Source organism: Microbacterium sp. C7(2022) (assembly GCF_028823665.1).
Lineage (GTDB): Bacteria > Actinomycetota > Actinomycetes > Actinomycetales > Microbacteriaceae > Microbacterium.
Map to the genome: position 1 here is coordinate 52,295 of NZ_JAPEHV010000006.1, position 23,193 is coordinate 75,487.

At 65.4% G+C, this 23,193-nt stretch carries 25 protein-coding genes and 1 tRNA gene; 10 read left to right on the forward strand and 16 right to left on the reverse strand.

Annotated features, from left to right (window positions below; translation table 11 throughout):
• Positions 1 to 21 precede the first annotated feature (21 nt).
• The 5 genes from ON062_RS10605 to ON062_RS10625 form a co-directional block, all read right to left on the reverse strand.
• Positions 22 to 1,665, reverse strand: coding sequence for a DNA polymerase Y family protein (locus ON062_RS10605; protein WP_274647113.1), 1,644 nt, complete (start codon positions 1,663 to 1,665; stop codon positions 22 to 24).
• Complete coding sequence (locus tag ON062_RS10610) at positions 1,665 to 2,393, reverse strand: hypothetical protein (protein WP_274647114.1); 729 nt, start codon at positions 2,391 to 2,393, stop codon at positions 1,665 to 1,667. Before ON062_RS10610 ends, ON062_RS10605 begins: the two co-directional genes overlap by 1 nt.
• A 133-nt stretch (positions 2,394 to 2,526) precedes the next feature.
• Complete coding sequence (locus tag ON062_RS10615; protein ID WP_274647115.1) at positions 2,527 to 3,024, reverse strand: HNH endonuclease; 498 nt, start codon at positions 3,022 to 3,024, stop codon at positions 2,527 to 2,529.
• A 342-nt stretch (positions 3,025 to 3,366) separates the two neighbouring features.
• Positions 3,367 to 4,314: a M23 family metallopeptidase gene (locus ON062_RS10620; RefSeq protein WP_274647116.1), complete on the reverse strand. Its 948-nt coding sequence runs from the start codon at positions 4,312 to 4,314 to the stop codon at positions 3,367 to 3,369.
• A 209-nt stretch (positions 4,315 to 4,523) separates the two neighbouring features.
• Positions 4,524 to 5,225, reverse strand: a complete 702-nt coding sequence (locus tag ON062_RS10625) for a metal-dependent transcriptional regulator (protein ID WP_274647117.1) — start codon at positions 5,223 to 5,225, stop codon at positions 4,524 to 4,526.
• A 158-nt stretch (positions 5,226 to 5,383) separates the two neighbouring features.
• Here ON062_RS10625 and serC point away from each other — a divergent pair, with 158 nt between their 5' ends.
• Positions 5,384 to 6,496, forward strand: a complete 1,113-nt coding sequence (gene serC, locus ON062_RS10630; protein WP_274647118.1) for a phosphoserine transaminase — start codon at positions 5,384 to 5,386, stop codon at positions 6,494 to 6,496.
• Between the two features lie 42 nt (positions 6,497 to 6,538).
• On the opposite strand, the gene ON062_RS10635 is transcribed toward serC, so the two are convergent.
• The 3 genes from ON062_RS10635 to ON062_RS10645 form a co-directional block, all read right to left on the reverse strand.
• Complete coding sequence (locus ON062_RS10635) at positions 6,539 to 6,871, reverse strand: TetR family transcriptional regulator C-terminal domain-containing protein (protein WP_274647119.1); 333 nt, start codon at positions 6,869 to 6,871, stop codon at positions 6,539 to 6,541.
• 78 nt (positions 6,872 to 6,949) lie between these two features.
• Positions 6,950 to 7,549, reverse strand: coding sequence for a DUF3027 domain-containing protein (locus ON062_RS10640; protein ID WP_306802488.1), 600 nt, complete (start codon positions 7,547 to 7,549; stop codon positions 6,950 to 6,952).
• Entirely contained in the window at positions 7,533 to 7,916 is a 384-nt protein-coding gene (locus tag ON062_RS10645; protein ID WP_274647120.1) for a cold-shock protein, read from the reverse strand. Before ON062_RS10645 ends, ON062_RS10640 begins: the two co-directional genes overlap by 17 nt.
• 110 nt (positions 7,917 to 8,026) lie before the next feature.
• On the opposite strand from ON062_RS10645, the gene ON062_RS10650 reads away from it, so the two are divergent.
• The 6 genes from ON062_RS10650 (at position 8,027) to ON062_RS10675 (ending at position 14,667) form a co-directional block, all read left to right on the forward strand.
• Positions 8,027 to 8,293, forward strand: a complete 267-nt coding sequence (locus ON062_RS10650; RefSeq protein WP_274647121.1) for a multidrug ABC transporter ATPase — start codon at positions 8,027 to 8,029, stop codon at positions 8,291 to 8,293.
• Entirely contained in the window at positions 8,294 to 10,024 is a 1,731-nt protein-coding gene (locus ON062_RS10655) for a helicase-associated domain-containing protein (protein WP_274647122.1), read from the forward strand.
• A 48-nt stretch (positions 10,025 to 10,072) separates the two neighbouring features.
• Positions 10,073 to 11,713: a DNA repair helicase XPB gene (locus tag ON062_RS10660; RefSeq protein WP_274647123.1), complete on the forward strand. Its 1,641-nt coding sequence runs from the start codon at positions 10,073 to 10,075 to the stop codon at positions 11,711 to 11,713.
• Between the two features lie 66 nt (positions 11,714 to 11,779).
• Entirely contained in the window at positions 11,780 to 12,472 is a 693-nt protein-coding gene (locus ON062_RS10665) for a response regulator transcription factor (RefSeq protein WP_274647124.1), read from the forward strand.
• A 106-nt stretch (positions 12,473 to 12,578) separates the two neighbouring features.
• Positions 12,579 to 14,246 (forward strand): HAMP domain-containing sensor histidine kinase, encoded by a 1,668-nt coding sequence (locus ON062_RS10670; protein ID WP_274647412.1) that lies wholly within the window; start codon positions 12,579 to 12,581, stop codon positions 14,244 to 14,246.
• A gap of 133 nt (positions 14,247 to 14,379) precedes the next feature.
• Positions 14,380 to 14,667 (forward strand): WXG100 family type VII secretion target, encoded by a 288-nt coding sequence (locus ON062_RS10675; protein ID WP_274647125.1) that lies wholly within the window; start codon positions 14,380 to 14,382, stop codon positions 14,665 to 14,667.
• A gap of 93 nt (positions 14,668 to 14,760) precedes the next feature.
• Here the strand turns inward: ON062_RS10675 and groL are convergent, their stop codons facing one another.
• The 5 genes from groL to ON062_RS10700 all read right to left on the reverse strand — a co-directional run bounded on the left by groL (position 14,761) and on the right by ON062_RS10700 (position 18,731).
• Positions 14,761 to 16,380, reverse strand: coding sequence for a chaperonin GroEL (gene groL / locus ON062_RS10680; protein ID WP_274647126.1), 1,620 nt, complete (start codon positions 16,378 to 16,380; stop codon positions 14,761 to 14,763).
• 170 nt (positions 16,381 to 16,550) lie between these two features.
• Positions 16,551 to 16,751, reverse strand: a complete 201-nt coding sequence (locus ON062_RS10685; protein WP_274647127.1) for a cold-shock protein — start codon at positions 16,749 to 16,751, stop codon at positions 16,551 to 16,553.
• A gap of 159 nt (positions 16,752 to 16,910) precedes the next feature.
• Positions 16,911 to 17,486, reverse strand: coding sequence for a LytR C-terminal domain-containing protein (locus ON062_RS10690; protein ID WP_274647128.1), 576 nt, complete (start codon positions 17,484 to 17,486; stop codon positions 16,911 to 16,913).
• A gap of 9 nt (positions 17,487 to 17,495) precedes the next feature.
• Positions 17,496 to 17,726: a DUF3263 domain-containing protein gene (locus ON062_RS10695; RefSeq protein WP_274647129.1), complete on the reverse strand. Its 231-nt coding sequence runs from the start codon at positions 17,724 to 17,726 to the stop codon at positions 17,496 to 17,498.
• 9 nt (positions 17,727 to 17,735) lie between these two features.
• Complete coding sequence (locus ON062_RS10700; protein ID WP_274647130.1) at positions 17,736 to 18,731, reverse strand: DUF2332 domain-containing protein; 996 nt, start codon at positions 18,729 to 18,731, stop codon at positions 17,736 to 17,738.
• 85 nt (positions 18,732 to 18,816) lie between these two features.
• Here ON062_RS10700 and msrB point away from each other — a divergent pair, with 85 nt between their 5' ends.
• The gene (gene msrB, locus ON062_RS10705) at positions 18,817 to 19,221 is read left to right on the forward strand and encodes a peptide-methionine (R)-S-oxide reductase MsrB (RefSeq protein ID WP_274647131.1); all 405 of its coding nucleotides are present in this window, start codon (positions 18,817 to 18,819) and stop codon (positions 19,219 to 19,221) included.
• 20 nt (positions 19,222 to 19,241) lie between these two features.
• Positions 19,242 to 19,772 carry a nitroreductase family protein gene (locus ON062_RS10710; protein WP_274647413.1) on the forward strand — a complete coding sequence of 177 codons (531 nt, stop codon included), beginning with the start codon at positions 19,242 to 19,244 and terminating at the stop codon, positions 19,770 to 19,772.
• Between the two features lie 6 nt (positions 19,773 to 19,778).
• On the opposite strand, the gene ON062_RS10715 is transcribed toward ON062_RS10710, so the two are convergent.
• The 3 genes from ON062_RS10715 to ON062_RS10725 all read right to left on the reverse strand — a co-directional run bounded on the left by ON062_RS10715 (position 19,779) and on the right by ON062_RS10725 (position 21,841).
• Positions 19,779 to 20,786, reverse strand: a complete 1,008-nt coding sequence (locus ON062_RS10715) for a DMT family transporter (protein ID WP_274647132.1) — start codon at positions 20,784 to 20,786, stop codon at positions 19,779 to 19,781.
• Positions 20,786 to 20,861 (reverse strand) — tRNA-Thr (locus ON062_RS10720). The genes ON062_RS10715 and ON062_RS10720 overlap by 1 nt, the downstream gene beginning before the upstream one ends.
• Positions 20,862 to 20,905: 44 nt before the next feature.
• Positions 20,906 to 21,841, reverse strand: a complete 936-nt coding sequence (locus tag ON062_RS10725; RefSeq protein ID WP_274647133.1) for a thioredoxin domain-containing protein — start codon at positions 21,839 to 21,841, stop codon at positions 20,906 to 20,908.
• Positions 21,842 to 22,081: 240 nt separating this feature from the next.
• On the opposite strand from ON062_RS10725, the gene ON062_RS10730 reads away from it, so the two are divergent.
• Positions 22,082 to 23,185, forward strand: a complete 1,104-nt coding sequence (locus tag ON062_RS10730) for an ABC transporter ATP-binding protein (protein WP_274647134.1) — start codon at positions 22,082 to 22,084, stop codon at positions 23,183 to 23,185.
• The last annotated feature ends 8 nt before the right edge of the window (positions 23,186 to 23,193 follow it).

Genomic DNA, 23,193 nt, shown 5'->3' on the forward strand with positions numbered 1-23,193 from the left:
CGTGCCTTTCTCTGAGACCGGTCAGTCATAGCGCGCCTCAGCCAGCCACGCGCCGTGATCGCACACCAACAGCCAGGCGACACCGTCGGCATCCACAATCTGAAATCGGTGCGCTCTGCGCGCTCTGGCGGCATCCCACCCTCGCTCGATCACAGGCCAGGGGCCAGCCCATTCGACAATCGCGCGCGTACGGCCACCGTGAGTGAAGCGCGCTGGCACCGCGGAAAGCATGCCCCGGTCATCAACGTCAACGGCAAACCCGCCGAGTGAGGCTACGTCCACGGCCTCTTGAGCCGAGAAGACGGTCGTCGGCAGCGGATCGGGAAGACTGCCGGGCCAGGGGCGAGCGCGCTCTTTCGCAACGACCGCGCGATCACCCCACGGCACGAGCACCTGCCGTTCAGCCAGCCACCTGCCGCCGCCGACCTCCGGTGTGAGCACACCCTGATGACCAAGCATCGCCTGCACGCGCGAGAGTGCATGGTGCACCCGTTCTTCCGGACCTGAACCGAAAATCGCCGGACGATGGTGATGTGCCGCATCCACCGCCTCGGGTGAGATGCGCACCAGCGCCACGCCGCTGCGCATCCGGCCATCATCTTCGCCGAGTTGCCAGCGCACTCGGTCGACCACAGCGGCCGCGTCGAATGATGTGGGATGCAACCACACCCGCTCGCTGCGCTCGCCTCGATCACCGACAAGCTCGACCCGTAGTTCGGTGCAGACGAGATCAACCGCACCGATGCCTGCGATGAACTCGTCGACAGCCACACGAATACCGAAGGCCACTTGTTCTGCGATATCGAGCGGTGGCTCGAAGGCCACCTCGCGCTGCAACTCAGGCGGGGGTACCCGAGGCTCGATCGTCCGTGAATCGCGGCCTCCGGCCAACGCGTGCAACCGTACGCCGCGATCCCCGAAGCGCTCACGCACACGCTCATCACTCATTGCTGCGAACTGGCCAAGGGTGTGCACGCCCAACCTGGCAAGCAGGCTCACTAGATCGCTCTTCGCCTCGGTACGTGCTGGCGTGCGCGCCCGGCCCCGGCCATTCGATGTCGCGGCGCTCACGCTGAGGTCGGATGCCACGCCCAGCACCGCTACCGGAAGCGGCGCGAGAAACGCCGCTGACTCCCCCTCAGCCACGATGCACACCGGGTCGTGTTCACCAGCCAGCCGCGCTGCCTGCTCGGCGGTGAACGGGCCGTCGGCGATGCCAGCACGCACACCGCCCATGCCCTTTTGCGCCACCCCGCGATCTCGCAATGCCGCCATCAGCGTCATCGCGGCTTCGCGCTCGCCTCCGTAGTACCGCGCCGGGCCTCGCACCCGCAACGCGCACAGGCCCGGCCGGATGATCTGCACTCCGGGTGCGCGCTCTTCGAGACCAGCGACCACCGGAGAAAATGCCCGATAATCCCGCGTCGCGTCGCTCGGCACGATCACCAGCCGCGGGCATCGCGCCTGCGCATCACGCCGGCGTTGCCCTCGACGCACTCCTTCGGCACGTGCCGCAGCAGAACAGGCGATCACGGCATTGTTCTCCACGACGGCGATCGGTCGCTGAGGGTTGAGCGGATCAGGACCATCGAGCGCAAGAGCGGTCACCGGCCAATCCGCGAACCACAGCACAAGACTGCGGACCGGCAGGGTCGCGGCATCCATCAGCCCACCGCCCGGATTCGTGGAGGTTCGCCCCCGGCGCGGGTATCTCCGATTTCATCGCGTGCGCCCCAGGCCGCGGTGAGTGGCTCATTTATCTGCGCAACGCTGCCATCGCCCGCGGGCAAGAGAAGTCGTCGGCGTCGCGGGGTCGGCCAGCGCCTGCTCGAGGACGTCACCGTCAGCGAGCGCCCTGAGAGGTATCCATGGCCGCGCCCCAACCCCTCCCACGAGGCCCCCGCCACATCCAGAGTTGCCTCGGCCTGAGGCCACGGCCCTTGTACAAGCAGAACGCCATTGCGGTCGCGCAGTCGCGCCATCAGACGCGAGGCATCGGCATTGCCCGCACGAGAGAGAGGTCGCACAGCGACCACCGGCAGTACCTCGGCCAACGTCGCGGCGACGGCGATCCACCGTATGCCGGGCCGTGGCACCAGCACGACACGACCAAGGTCGACCCCGAGTCGCTCCGCCGCTTCGATCCCCACCTCGGGCATACCGACCATGCCGCACCACGAGCCCTCCTGCGAAGGTCCCGCAATCAGCCCCAGGAGCAACGACATCGCCCCGCTCACCGAATACACCGCCCCCGGCCGGAGCCCTCCACCGGGGAGCAGATCGCTCAGCGCAGGGTGCACGGGCAGCACTGGGGCATCGATCTTTCGCCCCTGAACCCGCTCGAGTTGCGCACGAAGTTGCGCGATCTCGGCTCGCTCTGCCTGTTGAGGCATCCTGTCGCCATCCCTCTAATTAGAACTGATGTTCTAAACTATCATCGTCAAAATCGACAGTACAGAGGGGCTAAGACATCGAGACGCGGCTATTCAGCAGATATGTACGATTCTACGAGTCGTAGAGCAGACGCTAAGCTGCGAGATCAAGGTAAGGCACCCACGAGGGATCGGTGCGATCGGTGCCTCGTACCGTCCATTGCGCCCCGCGAGGCGGCCGCGGAAGAAACCGCAGCTCCCAGTTCATCTCCTGCGGGGTGCGATCACCCTTGATGTTGTTGCACCGCAAGCAGCAAGCGACCAGGTTCTCCCACGAGTCAGCACCCCCGCGCGAACGCGGAAGCACATGATCGATCGTCGAGGCCGACTTGTCGCAGTATGCGCACCGATGACCATCGCGCCGCAGAACGCCGCGGCGCGTGACGGGAACATTGCGACCGCCGGGAACCCGTACGTATCGCGTGAGAATGATGACCGCAGGGCGGTCATACGATCTGCGTGTGCCCCACACGGGATTATCGTCCGCGTGCTCGATGACAGAGGCTTTCTCGTTCATCACCAGCACGAGTGCTCGTTTGAACGACACGACAGCCAGGGGCTCATACCCGGCATTCAGTACCAGAGTGCGCATTGCTCATCCTCTCGAATGGCCGAGACGGCTTCTCGGCTTGTTCGAACTTCGACGCATTCCGCGGGGCGTGAGGGTACAAAAAAAGGCGCTGTCTCACAGACAGCGCCATGACATCACGGAAGATCCGTGCCGTCCGGTCGTGTAATGCCGAAGGACAAGGCGTCCAAGCGCATCCATGGTTCGGATGCGTGGTGTCGTGGCCATCAGCTTCCCTCCGCTTCGTTTCGAGCGTCGGGATCAGGGTAACCCACCCGTGACAACACGAGGGGAATCGTAAGCGAATAGACGAAGAAGGCGTGTCGCGGCACCTGCCCCGACACGCCTTCTCGACAGCGACGTTGATCAGCCAGCGTTGGCCTGCAGCCACGCCCAGGGATCGACGACACCACCGTTGATGTGAACCTCGAAGTGCAGGTGGCATGCCGTCGAACTGCCCGTGCTTCCCACGAGCCCAATGAGCTGACCCGCCGAGACGGACTGTCCAGAAGATACCTGGCGGCTGCCGTAGGTCATGTGGCCATACAGAGTGGACACCTGCTGACCATTGAGAACGTGATCGATAGTGACGGCCACGCCGTAGCCACCGAAGCTCTCCTGCGACACGCGCACGACGCCGCTCGCCGCAGCGTAGAGGGGCGTTCCGCACGAACCGAGCAGGTCGACACCTTGGTGGTAACCCGAGTCCCACAGACCACGGCCCTTGGTGAAACTCGTGATCGGCCATCGCACGGCACCAGAGCCCGGTGAGACCATGTTGACGTTGACCGGAACCGACGCGACGCTCGCGGTCATGCGCGCACGAGCCGCGGCGGCCGCTGCAGCTGCCTCCTTGGCCTTTTCCTCTTCGATCTCTTCCTCGGTCGTGGCCGAGTAGCTGTCGCGCGCGAGGTCATCACCGCTGACATCGGATGCCACCACGAGCGACTGTGCGTCCTCAGACGCCATCTGCTGCACCGTGACAGGCTCTGCTTCCACCGTGCCACCGGTAGCAAACGCCGGCAGCGCAACCGTGGCGACGAGTCCGCCGACCATGCTCAGTACGACAAGACTGCGCAGCGGCTTAGCCACGCGCGACTTCACCGTCGGTCGTGGGGTCGCCGGATGTGCCGCAGGTCGCGCAGACGCCACGGCGGGACTCTTCACCTTCGAGTTCGTCGCGACCTTGCGACGGGAGTTCGCTCGACGCGTAGTCAGCGCCGCCTCGTTCTCATTCTCGCTCGAGGGCGAATCGTTGTGTTCAGCCAAATCATCCTCCGGCGCCTCTGCGCCGGAGCGCTGGCTCGTCGGCATTCGATGTCGGGGCACGATATGCGGGCTTCACCACACAGACGACGAGCCAGAGAGGCAATCCGTGCGGGGTCCGTCGGCGGGCTTCTCGCCTAGTGGACCGTTCGAGGCTACCCGAAGGTAACGAATATGTCACGTTGACACGGTGCGAACGCCACGGGGATGCCACTTTCGCGGCAATTTGATATCGCGCGCGCTGCGCAGTGCGGCACTCAGACGCGGTCGTCAACCAGGAAGATATGCGAGGCCAGCTCGATGGGCAGTTCCAGGCTTTCCTCGCTGCCATCCATCTCGACGAGGACATAACCTTCGCTGTACTGATAGCTGCCGGTGGATCCCGGCATAACGCCCGCGGACTTCAGCTGTTGCAGTAGTTCAGGGTCCACCTGCGCGGGTTCGGCGAGGCGCCGGACAGTTCCAGAAACCCGCTCGCCCGCCTCATTCAGACGCTGCACGAGCCCAACGACGCCCTGCTCGAATCCGTTCGCGGCGACGTCGCCCAGCTGGTCGAGACCGGGGATGGGGTTACCGTAGGGCGATTCGGTCGGATGCCCGAGCAGTTCAACCAGTCGGCGTTCGACCTGCTCGCTCATGACGTGCTCCCATCGGCACGCTTCTTCGTGCACGTAGGCCCAGTCCAAACCAATCACGTCCGACAGCAAACGCTCGGCGAGACGGTGCTTGCGCATCACATCGACGGCCTTCTGCCGACCGGATTCGGTCAACTGCAGCGATCGATCCTCAGACACGACGACCAGCCCATCGCGTTCCATCCGACCGATCGTCTGGGACACGGTCGGGCCGGAGTGGCCGAGCCGCTCGGAAATACGGGCGCGCAACGGGACGATGTGCTCTTCCTCCAACTCGAGGATGGTGCGCAGATACATCTCGGTGGTGTCGATGAGATCAGTCATGTCGCAAGTCCTCAACAGTCGAAAGCGGCGGCTTACAGCCTATCCAATGGCGATGACACGGCGGACGCGCCGCCGTAGAACCTCGGCGCGCACACCGGCGATGTCACGCCATGTCACAGGTGACGAGCGAGCTCGCCGGCGTTCCATAGACTTGGCCCATGCCTCAGGTCGAGTTGCCCCGCGAACTTCTGCCCACTGACGGCCGCTTCGGATGCGGCCCCTCGAAGGTGCGCGCCGCGCAGCTCGAGGCGCTCGCAACTCGCGGCGCATCCCTGTTCGGCACGTCGCACCGACAAGCACCGGTGAAAAATCTCGTGGGCTCGACGCGCGAGGGCCTCGCAGAGCTGTTCCGCCTCCCCGAGGGGTACGAGATCATCCTGGGTAACGGCGGGTCGACCGCGTTCTGGGATGCCGCGGCCTTCGGCCTGATCGAGCGACGTAGCCAGAACCTCGTTTCGGGTGAGTTCGGCGGAAAGTTCGCGGCGGCTGCCGCAGCTCCGTGGCTGGAGGCGCCCGACGTACGCAAGGCCGAACCCGGCACCCGCGCGGTCGCGGAGCCGGTCGCGGGCGTCGACGTGTATGCGTGGCCTCATAACGAGACATCGACCGGTGTCGCATCCCCGGTGACTCGTGTCCACGCCGACGAAGGCGCACTCACCGTTATCGATGCCACCAGCGCTGCCGGGGGCATCGACTTCGATGTGACGCAGGCGGACGTGTACTACTTCGCACCGCAGAAGAACCTCGGGTCGGACGGGGGCCTGTGGTACGCGGCCGTGTCCCCGGCGGCCATCGAGCGGATCGAGAAGATCGCGGCATCCGATCGATACATTCCCGAGTTCCTCAGCCTGAAAAACGCCGTCGACAACTCCCGCCTGAATCAGACGCTGAACACTCCGGCCGTCTCTACCCTGTTCCTGCTCGATGAGCAGGTTCGGTGGATCCTCGACAATGGCGGACTGACATGGGCAGCCCAGCGCACCGCTGAGTCATCCGGCGCGCTCTACGAATGGGCCGAGGCCGCGACGTTCGCGACCCCGTTCGTTGCAGACCCCGCCGATCGCTCCCCCGTCGTCGTGACCATTGACTTCGACGACACCGTCGACGCGGCATCGGTGGCCAAGACTCTTCGCGCGAACGGCATCGTCGACACCGAGCCGTACCGCAAGCTCGGACGCAACCAGTTGCGCGTCGCCACCTTCGTCTCGATCGAGCCCGACGATGTCCGCCAACTGATCCGTAGCATCGACTACGTGATCGAGCACCTCTGACGGCTCGGCGGGTGTTCCCGCCCCGCACTTACGCACTCTGACTCAGTCGAAGATCGTTCGGGGTTGCGGGGCGAGCACAGCCGCAGCGATCGCTTCGATGGCGAACCGGCTAGCCTCGGCGAGCGCGACATTCTCCCTGTCGAGCAGCCACTGAACCTGAAGACCATCCATTACTGCTGTGACGGATGCTGTGGTGGCCGCAATCTGCGGCGCGTCAACGCTGCCGCGCTGCGCACAGATCTCTCCGAACGCACGCGAGATCTCCCCACGCAGGGTTTCGTAGCGCTTGCGAAAGAACTCGTGGGCGGGATGGTCGTCAGTGACCGACTCGGCCGAAAGAACGACGAACGCCTGCAGGATGCCGGCGTGTGTCATACCGACCTGGTCGGCGATGTCCCCAGCGTGCCGTTGGCGTATCCCTTGCTACCGAAGATCTCGATACCTCACCGAGGATCACTCCTCGTCGGACTCGTCGTCGTCCGAGTCGTCATCGTCCGAGTCGTCGTCGTCCGATTCATCGTCATCGTCCGAGTCGTCGTCGTCCGATTCATCGAGCTCGTCGATATCGACCCCGTCGACGTCGCCGGCGTGGAGGATCGGGGAACCGTCCTCATCGAAATCCGACGCATCGAGATCGTCAACGTCGTCGAGGCCTTCGGCGTCATCGTCACTCTCCGACTCGGCGAGCGCCTCTTGAGCCGCGTGATACTCGGCCAATCGCACGGCCCATGGCACCCAGTCGGGCGCGACGAGCGCGCCCGTGCCTGGCAGCAACTCAACCTCGAGCACGGTGGGTTCGCTGTCGTCGACCTTGGCCAACGTCACGGTCCAGAACCAGCCGGGGTAACCCGCGAGTCGATTGTGAAAGCGCAGCGACAGCACGTTCTCACCCTCGACCCGGTAGTCCGCCGGCTCCCCCACGCTCGAGGCGGGGGTGATCTCCTGCAGCGCGCTGAGCGCGAGATCGCGGGCGTCAAGCAGTACGGCCACGACATCTGCCGACATCGCGGGTACGGCAGGCGCCGTCCCCTCATCCTCAGGCGTCGAAGTCATCCGCGACCTTGCGCAGCATTGCCGCGACCTTCTTCGTGAGACCCGCATTCGGGTAGTGCCCCCGACGCAGATCGCCGCCGATCGAGTCGAGGACCTTCACCAGGTCCTCGACGATCACAGCCATGTCGTCTGCGGGCTTGCGGGAACGCTTCGACAGGCTGACCGGTGCTTCGAGCACCCGCACAGACAGCGCCTGGAGACCGCGCTTGCCATCGGCGACACCGAACTCCAGACGCGTCCCGGGCTTGGGCGCCGCGGCACCCACCGGCAACGCGGTGGCGTGCAGGAAGACGTCCTGGCCGTCGTCCGTGGCGATGAAGCCGAAGCCCTTCGCTTCGTCGTAGAACCTGACCTTGCCGGTGGGCATGGAAACCTCGCTGTAGATGGTGCCGCAGAGCGCGGGCATGACCGAATGGGGATCAATAGAATCCCACCCTCCAGCCTAGGGCACGCGCGCGGCGCGGTAGGCTGATGCGGATGAGCGCGAATCCCCCCGAGAACGATGTACCCATCCGAACCCTGGATCGGGTTCTGGCGTTCATGTCGCTCGGGTTGCTGCTGCTGTCGGTGGTGTCGTTCTTCGCCATCATGATCGGCAGCTCGGCCGGTGCCGACATGCAGACCGGCATCTGGCCAGCCATCGGTGTGCTGGTCTACTTTGCTCCGATCCTGGCGTTCGCGATGCTCCTCACCGTGCTCACCATGAGCCTCGTGCGGAGGGCTCGGGCAAACCGAGGCGACTGAATGCCTTCCGACGAGCGCGCACTGGCAACGTGGCTGGCTGCCCTCGACGACGTCGCCCTTGCCGCGACGTTCGCAGCCCGGGGAGTCGGCCTTCGTAGCGGATGGAACGATTTCTTCGACGCGGCAGAGGCGCTCCTCGATACCGCCACCCTCGAAAAACTCATCGTCACTCTCGATCGCGACACTCTCACGCTCCTCGCTGGCGACGCAACACCCTCGCCCCAAGCCCAAGACCGGGCTCAGCTACTCGCCCTGCTTTCTGAGAATCACACGCCCTTTGGCGCGGTCGCCGCAGTCGTGAAGACGTTGCAAGCCCAGCATCCCGACGCTTTCGTCGCGGCTGCGCCGCCCTCGGCGCCCGCTGTCGCCGATTCCGCCCAATCCGCGGCTGCCGCAGAGCGCGCCTTCGCTGCGTCTGGGTCGCTGGCGGACATCGTCTTGGCGTGCTTGCACGGACCGTTCACCCGCACCGGCACCGGCACCGTGAGCGCGGCCGATCGCAAACGACTCATCGACGACGGCGCCGTCGACGAAGCGGACGAGCTCGAAGACGCCCTGCTGGTCGCGTCCACCGCGGGACTCGTGCGCGCCGGCGATCGTGTGTGGACGGTGACCGATGCGGGCGAAGCCTGGCTCGAGGCGTCCACATTGTCTCGCTGGTCTCAGATCGTGGCGGGCATCCGTGATGCGCTGCCCGCCGACTTGCGCACCCCAGACGGCGGCGTGGTTGACATTCGCATGTGGGCAACGCTCAGACCACTCGACCTCGATTGGCCGGCGCAGGTGACACGCTTCCAGCGCATCGCAGAACGGTGGGGCATCATCGATGCCACCGGCGCCGAGCCGGTCTGGACGACCCCACTACGTGAGGGTGGAGACATCGACACCGCGCCGCTCGGCGCACTGCTGGCAACCGAGATCGACCGCGTCTACCTTCAAGCCGATCTGACGGCGATCGCTCCGGGTCCGTTGCAGCCCGCCCTCGATCTGCGGTTGCGGTCCGTCGCCCACCGCGAATCTCGGGCACAAGCATCCACCTACCGATTCACGGCCGAATCACTCACGGCGGGCATGACCGACGGCGAAACTGCCGCGTCGATTCGGGCCTTCCTCGGCGAATTGTCGCTCACTGGCATCCCGCAACCTCTTGAGTACCTCATCGACAGCACCGCGCAGCGGCACGGCCTCGTGCAAGTGCGAACGGATGCCGCGACCGGTCGCACCGCTGTGTCCAGCACCGAGCGATCCGTCCTGCAGACCATCAGCGTCGATCAGGCGCTCCGCTCGCTCGGACTGGTCCCCGACGGAGACGCTCTCATGTCACGGGTCGGTCGTGACGCGGTGTATTGGACGCTGGCCGACGCGCGGTACCCGGTGGTCGCGGTAGATGACGACGGTAACGCCGAACCTGTCCGCCGCCGTTCCGTCGAGGTCCCGACCGGTCCGATTCCCGATGCCACCGAACTGTACGCTCCGCTCGTCAAAACCCTGCGCACCGGACACGGAACGGATGGCGAAGCGGGCTGGCTCGAACGGGAGTTGGAACAGGCCGTGCGCGCACGCGGCGAGATCGTCGTGACCGTGCGCATGCCCGACGGCAGCGAACGCTCCTTCACTCTTGAGGCCACCGGTCTCGGTGGCGGGCGACTGCGCGGCCGGGATCGAGCCGCCGATATCGAGCGCACGCTCCCGGTGTCGAGCATTGTGAGCGTCGTTCCCGCCGATGCATAGGCGACGCTCGGGCGACACGGTCACGCAGGGCCGGTAGACTAGCTCGCTATGGCTGATGGCCCCCTGATCGTCCAAAGCGACCGCACCGTACTGCTCGAAGTCGCACACCCCGACGCAGAGAGCGCGCGCCACGAGCTCGCGATCTTCGCCGAACTCGAACGTGCTCCCGAGCACATCCACACCTACCGGGTAACCCGTCTGGGCCTGTGGAACGCCCGTGCAGCCGGTCACGACGCCGAAGACATGATGGCCACCCTCGACAGATGGTCGCGCTTCCCGGTGCCGCCGTCCGTGGCGACCGACATCCGCGAGACCGTGGGTCGCTACGGCCGCCTTGTCATCGAGCGCAACGATGACAACGAACTGGTCCTGCGATCAACGGATGCCGCGGTGTTGGCAGAAGTGTCGCGCAACAAGCGCATCCAACCCCTCCTCGTCGGACACCCCACATCCGACACCTTCCTCGTGGATGCCTGGGCGCGCGGTCACATCAAGCAGGAACTGCTCAAGATCGGTTGGCCCGCAGAAGATCTCGCCGGATACACACCGGGGACGCCGCATCCCATCGACCTCGACGAGCACGGTTGGCACCTGCGGCCCTACCAGCGCAAGGCCGTCGACATCTTCGCCGAGGGCGGCTCTGGCGTCGTGGTGCTCCCATGTGGCGCTGGAAAGACGCTGGTCGGCGCGGCCGCGATGGCTGAGACCAAGACGACGACACTGATCCTCGTCACCAACACCGTGAGCGCTCGACAGTGGCGGGATGAGTTGCTCAAGCGCACGTCCCTCACCGCAGAGGAGATCGGCGAGTACTCCGGCCAGTCAAAGGAGATCAAGCCGGTCACCATCGCGACCTATCAAATTCTCACCGCGAAGCGAAAGGGCCAGTACGCGCATCTGGCACTGCTCGATGCGCTGGACTGGGGCCTCATCGTGTACGACGAGGTTCATCTCCTCCCGGCGCCGGTGTTCAAGCTGACGGCCGACCTGCAGGCGCGCCGCCGCCTCGGTCTCACCGCGACGCTCGTGCGCGAGGACGGCCGGGAGGGCGACGTGTTCAGCCTGATCGGCCCAAAGCGCTTCGACGCCCCGTGGAAGGAGATCGAGGCACAAGGGTTCATCTCCCCCGCCGTGTGCTACGAAGTACGCGTTGACCTCCCCGAAGGAGACCGCCTCGAGTACGCCGCCGCGGCCGACGACGAACGTTACCGCCTCGCCGCCACTGCTCCGGCCAAGATCGGCGTCGTGAAGAGCCTGGTTGCCCGCCATGAGGGCGAGAGAATCCTGGTGATCGGTCAGTACCTCGATCAGATCGACGTACTTTCCGACGCACTGAACGCCCCCAAGATCACCGGCGCCACGCCCATCGAGGAGCGCGAGGAGCTGTACCAAGCGTTCCGGGTGGGCGAGATCTCGGTGCTGATCGTGTCGAAGGTGGCGAACTTCTCGATCGACCTGCCCGAAGCATCCGTCGCCATCCAGGTCTCGGGATCATTCGGCTCCCGGCAGGAAGAAGCTCAGCGTCTGGGGCGCTTGCTTCGCCCGAAGCAGACCAGCCGCACGGCGAGCTTCTACACCTTGATCGCCCGTGACACCGTCGACCAGGATTTCGCGCAGAATCGTCAGCGGTTCCTGGCCGAACAAGGGTACGCGTACACGATCCTGGACGCAGACGGCGTCGCCGCGTAGGCACGATTCACGGGCTTTCCGCGCGATATCCAGACAACGCAACGATTCCCTCGCCATAATGAGGGAATGACCGCACCGCGCATTCTCATCGTCGACGACGAGCCGAACATCCGCGACCTGCTCATCACGAGCCTCAAGTTCGCCGGATACCAGGTCAGGGCCGTGGCCAACGGCGCACAGACCATCTCGGCGGTTCTCGAGGAAGAACCCGACCTCATCATCCTCGATGTGATGCTGCCCGACATGAACGGCTTCAGCGTGACCAAACGCTTGCGCGGCGCCGGCTACACCGCACCCATCCTCTTCTTGACGGCCAAGGACGAGGTGGAAGACAAGATCGCGGGTCTCAACGCCGGCGGCGACGACTACGTCACCAAGCCCTTCTCCCTCGACGAGATCGTCGCCCGCATCCAAGCCATCCTCCGCCGCACCATGCAGGCTGATGAAGAGTCGGTCATCCGCACCGGTGAACTCACCATGGACCAGGACACGCACGACGTGCGTGTCGGCGACGTATCGATCGATCTGAGTCCTACCGAGTTCAAGCTACTCCGGTATCTGATGCTCAACCCCAACCGAGTACTCTCCAAGGCCCAGATCCTCGATCACGTGTGGGAGTACGACTTCAACGGCGACGCGGGCATCGTGGAGAGCTACATCTCGTACCTGCGACGCAAGATCGATCCGCACGCGAGTGAGGCGCTGATCCAGACCAAGCGCGGCTTCGGCTACATGCTGAAGGCAGGGAAGACCGCCTAATCCGGGCGGCAGTCCCGTGGGAGCCGCGATAGACGGCAAGACCGACGCCGTCACGACGTGGTGGCGTGGCATCAGTCTGCGCGCGAAGGTCACCGGCGTCACCGTCATGCTGCTCGCCGTAGGGCTGTTCGCCGCCGGCATTGGAACCATGGCGTTCTTGCGGAACAGCCTGGTGCTCGCCGTCGACACGCAGGTCGACGCACTCGCGCGCACCGATCTCACCTCTCCCCTGATGGACTTCTCGAGTGTCGATGGGAAGCTGAGCGTCATCCCCAAGGACAGCGCGCCGTCCACCGAGTACTTCGTCGCCGCCTACGAACCAGTGGATGGTCAACTGCTCGCCGTCGCGGGTGGACGAGGCGCCCCGCAGCCCGTGTTCCCAGAGGAATATCCCCTCGATCGTGCGCAAGCGCAGGAACTGCAGGTCAAGACGCTGACGAGCAGTGACGGCACGGCCGAATACCGTGCCGCCGTGAGCGTGCAAGAGTACGCGAACAGCGGCCTGTTCTACCCGCAGATGGTGGCCGTTCCCCTCGCGACGGTAAACCGGACGATCGCGTCCTACCTCGGCATCTACTCGGTGCTCGCGATCATGACCATCGTGGGTGGCGCGTTGCTCACGCGCTTTCTCGTCACGCTGACCTTCCGCAGCCTGGGCGAAGTGGAATCCACTGCCGATGCCATCGCTGCGGGCGATTTCAGCCAGCGAATGACGAGAGTCGGGTCATCCCGAACAGAGGTCGGCCGCCTGAAAGCGGCGATCAACGCGATGCTCGGACGAGTGGATGCCGCGATCTCGCAGCGTGACGCGACCGTGCAACAAATGCGACGCTTCATCGGTGATGCCAGCCACGAACTCCGCACGCCCCTGGTGACGGTTCGCGGCTACGCCGAGCTTTACCGGATGGGCGCCATCAACGGCGACGAGGAGATCTCGCAGTCGATGGAACGTATCGAGAAGGAAGCGGTGCGCATGGGGCTTCTGGTCGAGGATCTCCTCGCACTCGCGCGACTCGACGAGCGACGCGATGTCGTCGTCGCCCCCGTTGACCTGCGACCCATCGCACGAGATGCCGCGCTCGACGTCCGTGCGGCCTCGCCGCAGCGCCCCGTGACCGTTATCGATTCAACGAAAGACGTCGCCGCCGGCACCTCCACGCCCGAGAGCGCGGCGATCACACGGCCCACGCCCCCCACATCCCCGATCGCCCGGGCGGGCGCAACGTTCTCGCTGCTGCGTCGTCGCCCTCGAGGCGCCGGCGGACGAGCAGAGACCACAGATGCGACCTCCGCCGACACCGCACCGATCGACACCCCGGCCCCACCATCGGTGGAACGTCTCGAGCCGATCGTGAGCGGCGACGAAAATCGCATCCGCCAGGTCGTCACAAATCTGCTCGGAAACGCCAGGCGTTTTTCGCCACCGGACTCGCCGATCGAACTACGCGTGGGCGTATCCGATGCCGACCGCACCGGCTGGATCGAAATCATCGATCACGGCGAGGGAATCCCCGATCAGATCAAGGAGAAGATCTTCCAGCGATTCTGGCGTGCGGACACTTCCCGCGCGCGGGAGACCGGCGGCACCGGACTCGGGCTGTCGATCGTCTCTTCGATCGTCGAGGCGCTCCACGGATCGGTGACGGTCACCGACACTGACGGTGGTGGAGCAACTTTCCGAGTTGCATTTCCCCTCGAGCAGGCACGCGATGTTGCCGACCACGAGTACCTGGAGACTCAGCCACTCCCGCGCATCGCGCGCGAGGAGAGTTGACCCCTCCTCCCCAGGTTCGCGCCTCTCGCTTTTCATCCACCGACCCAGATGGCGATCGCGCCTGCTGCTGTCTGTCCGCCTAGCGTGGGAGACGCCGGTGAAGGAACGACCATCGCCGCAGAAAGGAACCATCATGGCCGTCTTCTCCGTCGATAGCGATGCGGTCCTCGCCAGTACCGCGACGGTCCGCGCCACCATCGACCGGTTGAACGCCGAATCGAATGCGATGCTGGCCCAGCTCACACAACTCCAGTCCACGTGGACCGGTTCAGCCTCATCGGCCTTCCACGGTGTGGTCGAGCAGTGGCGCGCGACTCAGCGACAAGTGGAAGAGTCCCTCACCAGCATCAACGCAGCGCTGACGGTCGCAGGCCGCCAGTACGCGGACGCCGAGATGGCCACGGTGAGCCTGTTCCGTTGAGCGGCGTCGCACACAACGATGGGCCCCTCCTCTCGGAGGGGCCCATCGTGTAGCCGAACAATCGGCAGGACAACATGACGTTGCCTGGCTGGATTAGAAGTCCATGCCACCCGTCGGGTCAGCCGGAGCAGCCGGAGCCTTCTCGGGCTTGTCGGCGACAACGGCCTCGGTCGTCAGGAACAGACCGGCGATCGATGCGGCGTTCTGCAGAGCCGAACGCGTCACCTTGGCCGGGTCGATGATGCCCTGTGCGAACAGGTCACCGTACTCACCGGTCGCGGCGTTGAGGCCGTGACCGATCGGCAGCTCGGCAACCTTGTTGGCAACGACGCCGGGCTCGAGGCCAGCGTTGAGGGCGATCTGCTTGAGCGGGGCGCCAATTGCGACGCGAACGATGTTCGCACCGGTCGCCTCGTCACCGCTCAGCTCGAGGCCGTCGAGAGCAACCTTGCCGGACTGGATGAGCGCGACGCCACCACCGGCGACGATGCCCTCTTCGACCGCTGCCTTGGCGTTGCGCACAGCGTCCTCGATGCGGTGCTTGCGCTCCTTGAGCTCGACCTCGGTCGCCGCGCCCGCCTTGATGACGGCGACGCCGCCGGCGAGCTTCGCGAGGCGCTCCTGCAGCTTCTCACGGTCGTAGTCGCTGTCGGTGTTGTCGATCTCACGGCGGATCTGGGTCACGCGACCCTCGATCTGCGACGCCTCACCGGCACCCTCGACGATCGTGGTCTCGTCCTTGGTGATGATGACCTTGCGTGCGCGGCCGAGCAGGTCGAGCGTTGCGTTCTCGAGCTTGAGGCCGACCTCTTCGGTGATGACCTGGCCGCCCGTGAGGATTGCGATGTCCTGCAGCTGAGCCTTACGACGGTCACCGAAGCCGGGCGCCTTGACCGCAGCCGACTTGAAGATGCCGCGGATCTTGTTGAGCACCAGGGTCGCGAGAGCTTCGCCCTCGACGTCCTCGGCGATGATCAGCAGTTCCTTGCCGTCCTGGATCACCTTGTCAACGATGGGCAGAAGGTCCTTGATGTTCGAGATCTTCTGGTTCGCGATCAGGATGTACGGGTCCTCGAAGACCGCTTCCTGGCGCTCGGGGTCGGTGACGAAGTAGGGGTTCAGGTAGCCCTTGTCGAAGCGCATGCCCTCGGTGAGCTCGAGCTCGGTGCCGAAGGTGTTGGACTCCTCGACAGTGACCACACCTTCCTTGCCCACCTTGTCGATCGCCTCGGCGATGAGTGCACCGATCTCGGCGTCTGCGGCCGAGATCGAGGCGGTTGCGGCGATCTGGTCCTTCGACTCGACCTCCTTGGCGCTGTCGAGCAGCTCAGCGGTGATCGCCGCGACGGCCTTCTCGATGCCCTTCTTGAGCGAGATGGGGTCTGCACCAGCCGCGACGTTGCGAAGACCTTCGCGAACGAGGGCCTGTGCGAGAACGGTAGCGGTGGTGGTGCCGTCACCGGCGACGTCGTCAGTCTTCTTGGCGACTTCCTTGACGAGCTCCGCGCCGATCTTCTCGTAGGGGTCGTCCAGTTCGATCTCCTTGGCGATCGACACGCCATCGTTGGTGATCGTGGGGGCGCCCCACTTCTTCTCGAGTACGACGTTGCGACCGCGCGGGCCGAGCGTCACCTTGACGGCGTCGGCCAGGATGTTGAGGCCGCGCTCGAGGCCGCGGCGGGCCTCCTCGTCGAAAGCGATGATCTTTGCCATGTGTGTGTCGTCCCTCCCGGACGTGGGCTTGCGGTATTAGCACTCTGCAAACGCGAGTGCTAAATCATTCTGGCACTCGACCCTATCGAGTGCAAGCCGCGGGAGAGGGTGTCGCAACACGCAGAAACGCCGAGGCGCATGGCATCGGCGTTTCTCTGGGGAACGGGTGGTCAGACGACGCGAACAGCTTCCGCCTGCGGACCCTTCTGCCCGGCGCCAACGGTGAACTCGACGGTCTGCCCCTCTTCGAGAACGCGGAAGCCGCTCATATCGATGTTCGAGTAGTGGACGAACACGTCCTGTCCATCGGCGACGGTGATGAACCCGAAGCCTTTCTCGGCGTTGAACCATTTGACGGTGCCCTGGGCCATGCGATCTCCTGTTGCTGGTACGACAGGCTTCATCGTACGGACGCGCAACCGTTCACAGACGGCCGCACGGCAAGTGTTGACACGCTTGCACCGAACTGTTTACCGCGGGGAAACACGAGCCATCGTTCACACCCGCTCAGGCACGCTGCTCCCCGCGAACTACGGGGTTGGCGTGGCCGAGGGCGACGCACCAGCGCCGGTGCTGTCCACACCGATCACAATCGTCAGCTGCTTCTCACCCTCGACAGAGGGTTGATACACGTCGCTCTGTTCGACGCGCGCGCCGCCGATGACGTCGGCGAGACCTACCGCTGCGGCTTCGTCCGCGGCATCCAGGTAGTACACGGTGGTTTCGGGGAAGTCATCCGACCCTGCTTCGCTGGCGAGCACAGCGTCAGAATCCCAGCCCGCCGCGACGACATCGTCCTTCAACTGCGTCGCCAAACCGCTTTCTCCGGTCGCGTTGAGGATCAGCACGTCGTAGGTCGTATCGACGACACCTTCGACTGCGGGCGTCTCGACCACCGTGGGTTCGGGCGCGGGAGCAAGCTCGATCCGCCCCGAGGCGATGAGCGTTGCGAAAATGCCCAACACGATGAGCACAATCGTGGCGAGGGCGGCCCACAGAAGCACCACCCAGCCCCGCATATGGGGGTTCTCGGCGCGGTGTGCGCCCACACGGCCAGAGTCCGGAAGGTCGTCGAAGCGATCCTTGGGGAGAGTCGATTGGGGCACCAGAGAATGCTACCCGCCCGTGCGCGCGAGCCGAGTATCGCGTTGCCGACGCAGGCGACGCACCAGCATCGGGTCGTACTCCTGCGCCTCGATGGTGTCGATCAGCCGCGCCAGTAGCTGGTAGTAGCGCGCCGGCGCCATGTTGAGCTGTGCACGAATCGCTTCTTCCTTCGCACCGACATGCTGCGTCCACTGCACCTCGAAATCCAGCAGGGCGCGGTCACGATCGTCAAGGGGCACAGCCCTACGCTAACTCGCTGCCGCCGACGAGTCCGCGCGCCACTCCATGCGAGCTCCGAGCGGGTCCACCCAAGCCATCGCCCGGTCATTCGTCAGCAACAGAGAACCCGCACGCGGGTCACGTGCCGCAGGACTCGGATCATTGCGCATCCATCCCGGCTCGATGCTGATCCACGTGACGTCGGCCGAGCGCAGCGTCTGCGCGAGCCGCTCGCGACCTGCCCGCGCGATGTGCGGCAAGACTCCTGGAGTCGTGACCACGACGGTCGCATCACGCGGGGCCTCGTCGAGCACCGAACGCAGCAATGCGGCATCCGTCGCATCCCCCGCAACGATGCGTAGCGAGTGCTGAGCCGCCAGTGAGAGCGCACCCTCGATGCGTCGACGTCGCTCGTCTTCTTCTGGCCACACGAGCGACGTCAGAAATCGTCGATCCCCCGGATCTGACGCGTCAAGAGGCGCAAGGTCGATACCTGCGCGCCATACGACCTCCGGCATCCGCAGCGGCACCGGCCCTTCGACGGCGCACATCAGCTCCACTCTGGGATCCCCGAGCGCGGGCTCGAGGCGCACTCCCGAGTAGTCATACGCGTACGCATCCGGAATCATGCAGAGGCCCGCGCTCGCGCCGATCTCAATGAGCGCGATCGGCCCCTCGACGGCGGCGAGCGCCGGCAGCAGCGCCGCACAGCGAAGAGGTTCGTTGGTTTGCAGCATCCGCCGCCCGCATTCCGCGACCACCTCCTCCGAGTGGCTGCGCAGCCACTCGGCCCATTCGGCGAATGTCTCCTCTGGCGCGCCGAGCATGCGGCTCACGCCGAAGACGAGCGGCGGCTGCCGACGAGTCGGTGCGATGCGCGCCACGATGTTCGCGATGTCGGGTGTCGCAGCGACGCCCGTAGCCCACTCCGCATACAACGCAGACCGACCGGGGGCTTCGTCACGGGCAAAACGCCCGTAGCGCTCGACGACGGCGGCCACGTCTTCGCGCGAAGCATCGGTCACTCCCCCATTCTCGCGGCTGGCCCACAGGAGCCGCGGAACAACACCGCCTCGGGTGCGGTTGAATTGAGGGAATCGAGGAGGACTCATGGACTACACCGTGAACAAGAGCGACGACCAGTGGCGGCAGGAGCTCACCCGCGAGCAGTACGCGGTACTGCGCGAGGCGGGCACCGAGCGCCCCTGGACGGGTGAGCTACTCGACGAGTCGCGCGCTGGCCTCTATGCCTGCGCAGCCTGCGGCGCCGAATTGTTCAAGAGCGGCACGAAATTCGACTCCCACTGCGGATGGCCGAGCTTTTACGAGTCGATCCGCCCCGAGGCCGTCGAACTGATCGATGACACCAGCCACGGCATGGTTCGCACGGAGGTGCGCTGCGCGAACTGCGGGTCGCACCTGGGCCATGTGTTCCCCGATGGGTTCGGCACGCCGACAGGCGATCGGTACTGCATGAACTCGATCTCGCTGTCGTTCACCCCGGAAGACGCGTGACACCCTCGGCCCGCGACGCGATGCTGGCGCGTCGGTCATTTTCACAAGTCACGGATGCCGCGCCCGATCGCGCCGAACTCGAGACGCTGATCTCTGCCGCCGGCCGCGTCGCCGATCACTCGTCATTGCACCCATGGCGGTTAATCGAGCTGCGAGGGGCCGACCGGGAAGTGCTGGGTCGTGCCATCCATAAGGCCGAGGGAAAGAAGGGCGCTTCGCACAAGACGTTGCGGGCGCCGCTCCTCATCGGCGTGGTCGCGAGCTACCGCAAGAGCTCGAAGGTCCCGAGGTGGGAGCAGGAAGCCGTCGCCTCGGGCGTCGCCCACATGCTGAGCCTGCTCCTCGACGAGGCGGGCTGGGGCGTCATCTGGCGAACGGGTCACTACACGCGAGCAAAGTCCGTCGCCAAAGCGCACGGACTCAAGAAGAACGAAGAGCTTCTGGGCTGGCTGTATGTCGGAGGCAAGCCGGAGCGCGCGCGCAACGGTCGCCTCAAGGCCGTGGACCCGAGTCGATATCTCTCACGGATGCCGCGCAAGAAACGGAAGTAAGAGGACTCACCGACGCTTGCGCACGCGCCAGTGCCGACGAGGCGAGCGCACCGACGCAACGAGGACGGACGACAACGCGATGGTCACCATCGTGAACTGGACCACCAGCGGCGGGCTGGACTGTGTCGGCCAGAACGCGTCAATGACGATTGCCGTTACCAACTGACCCGCAACCGCCCCGAGCCCGAGCACCAGCACTCCCGTATGCGGAACGAGTGCGGCCGACAAGAAGATGTAGGTAACTCCCACCGCACCGCCCGCGTACATCCATAACTCGGCGGGTACCGCTCGCGGACCACCTGTCAGTGCGAGGTTGACGGCGGCACCGAGCGCGAGCACGACAGTTCCGCCGAGAAAGTTCACGAGGGTTGCCGTCAGCGGTGTTCCCACCCGCTGCCGCAGTCGGCCGTTCGTCGCCTGCTGCCATGCGATGCCGGCACCCGCAAGGAACGGCAGGACCAGCATCCACATCGGGATCCCCTGCGCTGAATCCCCGATGAGCGCAGAACCGACCGCGGCGAGAGCGAGCGCTCCGCCCACCAGTCGCGGAAGAGTGACGGCGACGACGCCTGCAGGTCCGTACCCGGTGCGGTCGAGCACGAGTCCGCACACGGTCTGCCCGGCGACCATCCCCACCGTGAACATGGCGACACCGATGACCCCTACCGCCAGACCTTGCGTTGCGACGGTGAGCGCTCCGGCCACGCCGCCAAGCAGCATCCACCATGGAATGCGACGAGCACCGACACCGGTGACCAGCGTTCGCACGCCGCGCCGGCCGACCGGCAGCACAGCGCTGAGCACGACCAGGATTGCGAGCCCAGAAGAAAAGGAGATGAACGCCGCCGTCATGCCGTCACCCATAGCGAGTCCGAGCGCGCCGTTCATTCTCGCCTGAGTCGCGGTCAGCACGCCCACGGCGGCCGCGCCGAGAAGCGCGATCCACCGCGGCAGGTGACGCTCGGCGTCCTCGGGCGCAGAGCCGCCCGATAGCGGGCGTGTGGGCTCGGACATGGAGCCGACCACGGGACTCGAACCCGTAACCGCCCGATTACAAGTCGGGTGCGCTACCAATTGCGCCAGGTCGGCAGAACATCCATCCTAGCGTCGTAGCGACGCTCGCTCGCACGGGGCTACGAGGACGGAGTCGGCGTTGGGGTCGCGTTCTCTTGGTAGTAGGCGTCGCTGGCAATCGTGAGAACGAACTGCGCGAACTCCTTCGGGTCCCCGAGAGCACCCACATACGGCTGCCCGTTCACCAACACGGTCGGAGAGCTCGTCAGCGCGAGATCGTCGGTGTCGGGGATCGCTTCCAGCGCCCGGGCGGTGGCCTCTTTGGCCCACCCCGTGAAGTCTTCGTCCTCGATGCACTCGCGAATGACCGTGGGCTGCTTTGCGCCGGACGCGATAGCCAGAGCGGCGAGCTCGCTGTTGTTGAGCCCGTCGGTGCCGACATCGGGCTGCTGAGCAAGCAAGGCGTTATTGAAGGCGAAGAACGAGTCCGGGGCGTGGGTTCCCACGCATGCGGCGGCGGCCGCCGCGCGCTGTGAGTACTTGGTGCCGTTCGACTTCGAGGTCAGCATCGCGACCGGGTAATACGTCACCGTCGCGGCATCCTCCGAGAACCAGTTCGACAACTGCTGCACGTTGGCGAGCTGGAAGTCGCGCGCACCCGTCGAGAGGTAGTCGACGTAGACGCGAATGTCGACAGCAGGCGCATCCTCCGCAGACGCGCTGGGCGTCGGTGAGGGGCTCTCGTCGGCGCTCGCGGCGGCTGCATCATCGGGGGTCGTCTCTGTGACCAATCCAACGCCCTCCACACCGACAACGGCGAATCCATCATGGTCGGCGTTCGCCGGCTTCAAGAGTGGTCGAGAGGCTGCCGATGAGACAGTCATGGTGATCGCCACGGCACCGGCAACGATCACAGCAACGGCGCCGACCGCGATGCTCGCCGCACGAATGAGTCGCATACGCGTCTGCTGGGCGCGCACGAGTTGCGCCTTTTCGCGTACCGCGTCGCGTCGCTCGCGGGGGGAGGAAGCGTTCGGTGTCTCGTCGCTCGACATGGAACCTCTCGGTGCTGACGTGTCCGGAAAAGCGGTGACTGTGCGGGGGCACGGCCGTGGACGATGCTAGTCAGACTGGCTGGGAAATGCCCAGACGCAGCCTCCACTTCCGCACACAGACCCCCGCGCAGTCCGTGGCATACTAGGGGGTGCGCCCGATGACGGGCGCGCGGGAATGCCCCCGCTCATCCATCACAACGGATCGTCCGGCACGTACCTGCCGGTGAAGGAGAAGAAGATATGGCGTCCGTCACGTTCGACAACGCAACCCGCCTGTACCCCGGCGGCACACGCCCCGCAGTCGACAAGCTGAACCTCGAAGTCGCCGACGGCGAGTTCCTCGTTCTCGTCGGCCCCTCCGGCTGTGGAAAGTCCACGTCACTGCGCATGCTCGCCGGCCTCGAAGAGGTCAACTCCGGTGCAATCCGCATCGGCGAGCGCGACGTCACCGACGTTCCGCCGAAGGACCGCGACATCGCGATGGTCTTCCAGAACTACGCGCTGTACCCCCACATGACCGTCGCCGAGAACATGGGCTTCGCGCTCAAGATCGCTGGCGTCAGCAAGGACGAGCGCGCCGCTCGCGTCCTCGAGGCAGCCAAGCTGCTCGACCTTGAGGACTACCTCACGCGCAAGCCCAAGGCTCTCTCGGGTGGTCAGCGTCAGCGTGTCGCCATGGGCCGCGCGATCGTGCGTCAGCCCCAGGTGTTCCTCATGGACGAGCCGCTGTCGAACCTCGACGCGAAGCTGCGTGTCCAGACTCGTACGCAGATCGCCTCCCTGCAGCGCCGCCTTGGCGTCACCACGGTCTACGTCACGCACGACCAGACCGAGGCTCTCACGATGGGCGACCGGATCGCGGTCCTCAAGGACGGCCTACTCCAGCAGGTGGGAACCCCGCGTGACCTTTACGAGAAGCCGAACAACGTGTTCGTCGCCGGCTTCATCGGTTCGCCCGCCATGAACCTCTTCACGTCGAACCTGCAGGAGGGTGGCGTCGAGTTCGGTACCGAGATCGTCGGCCTCGACCGCGCCACTGTGGGCCGCGCCCACGGCAGCCAGGTCACCGTCGGTGTGCGTCCCGAGGACATCATCGTCGGACCGTCCGACGGCAAGGGTCTCGCCGTCACTGTCGATCTCGTCGAAGAATTGGGTGCGGACGGCTACCTCTACGGTCACGCCGAGGTCGGCGGAAAGCGCGCCGACCTGGTCGCCCGTGTCGATGGCCGCAACCACCCGCAAGCGGGTGAGACGGTCACCTTGGCTGCGAAGGAAGGCCACGTTCACGCTTTCGACGCCGAGACCGGCGAGCGCCTGAACGAAGAGGCCATCGCTTCGGCGTAACGATTGTC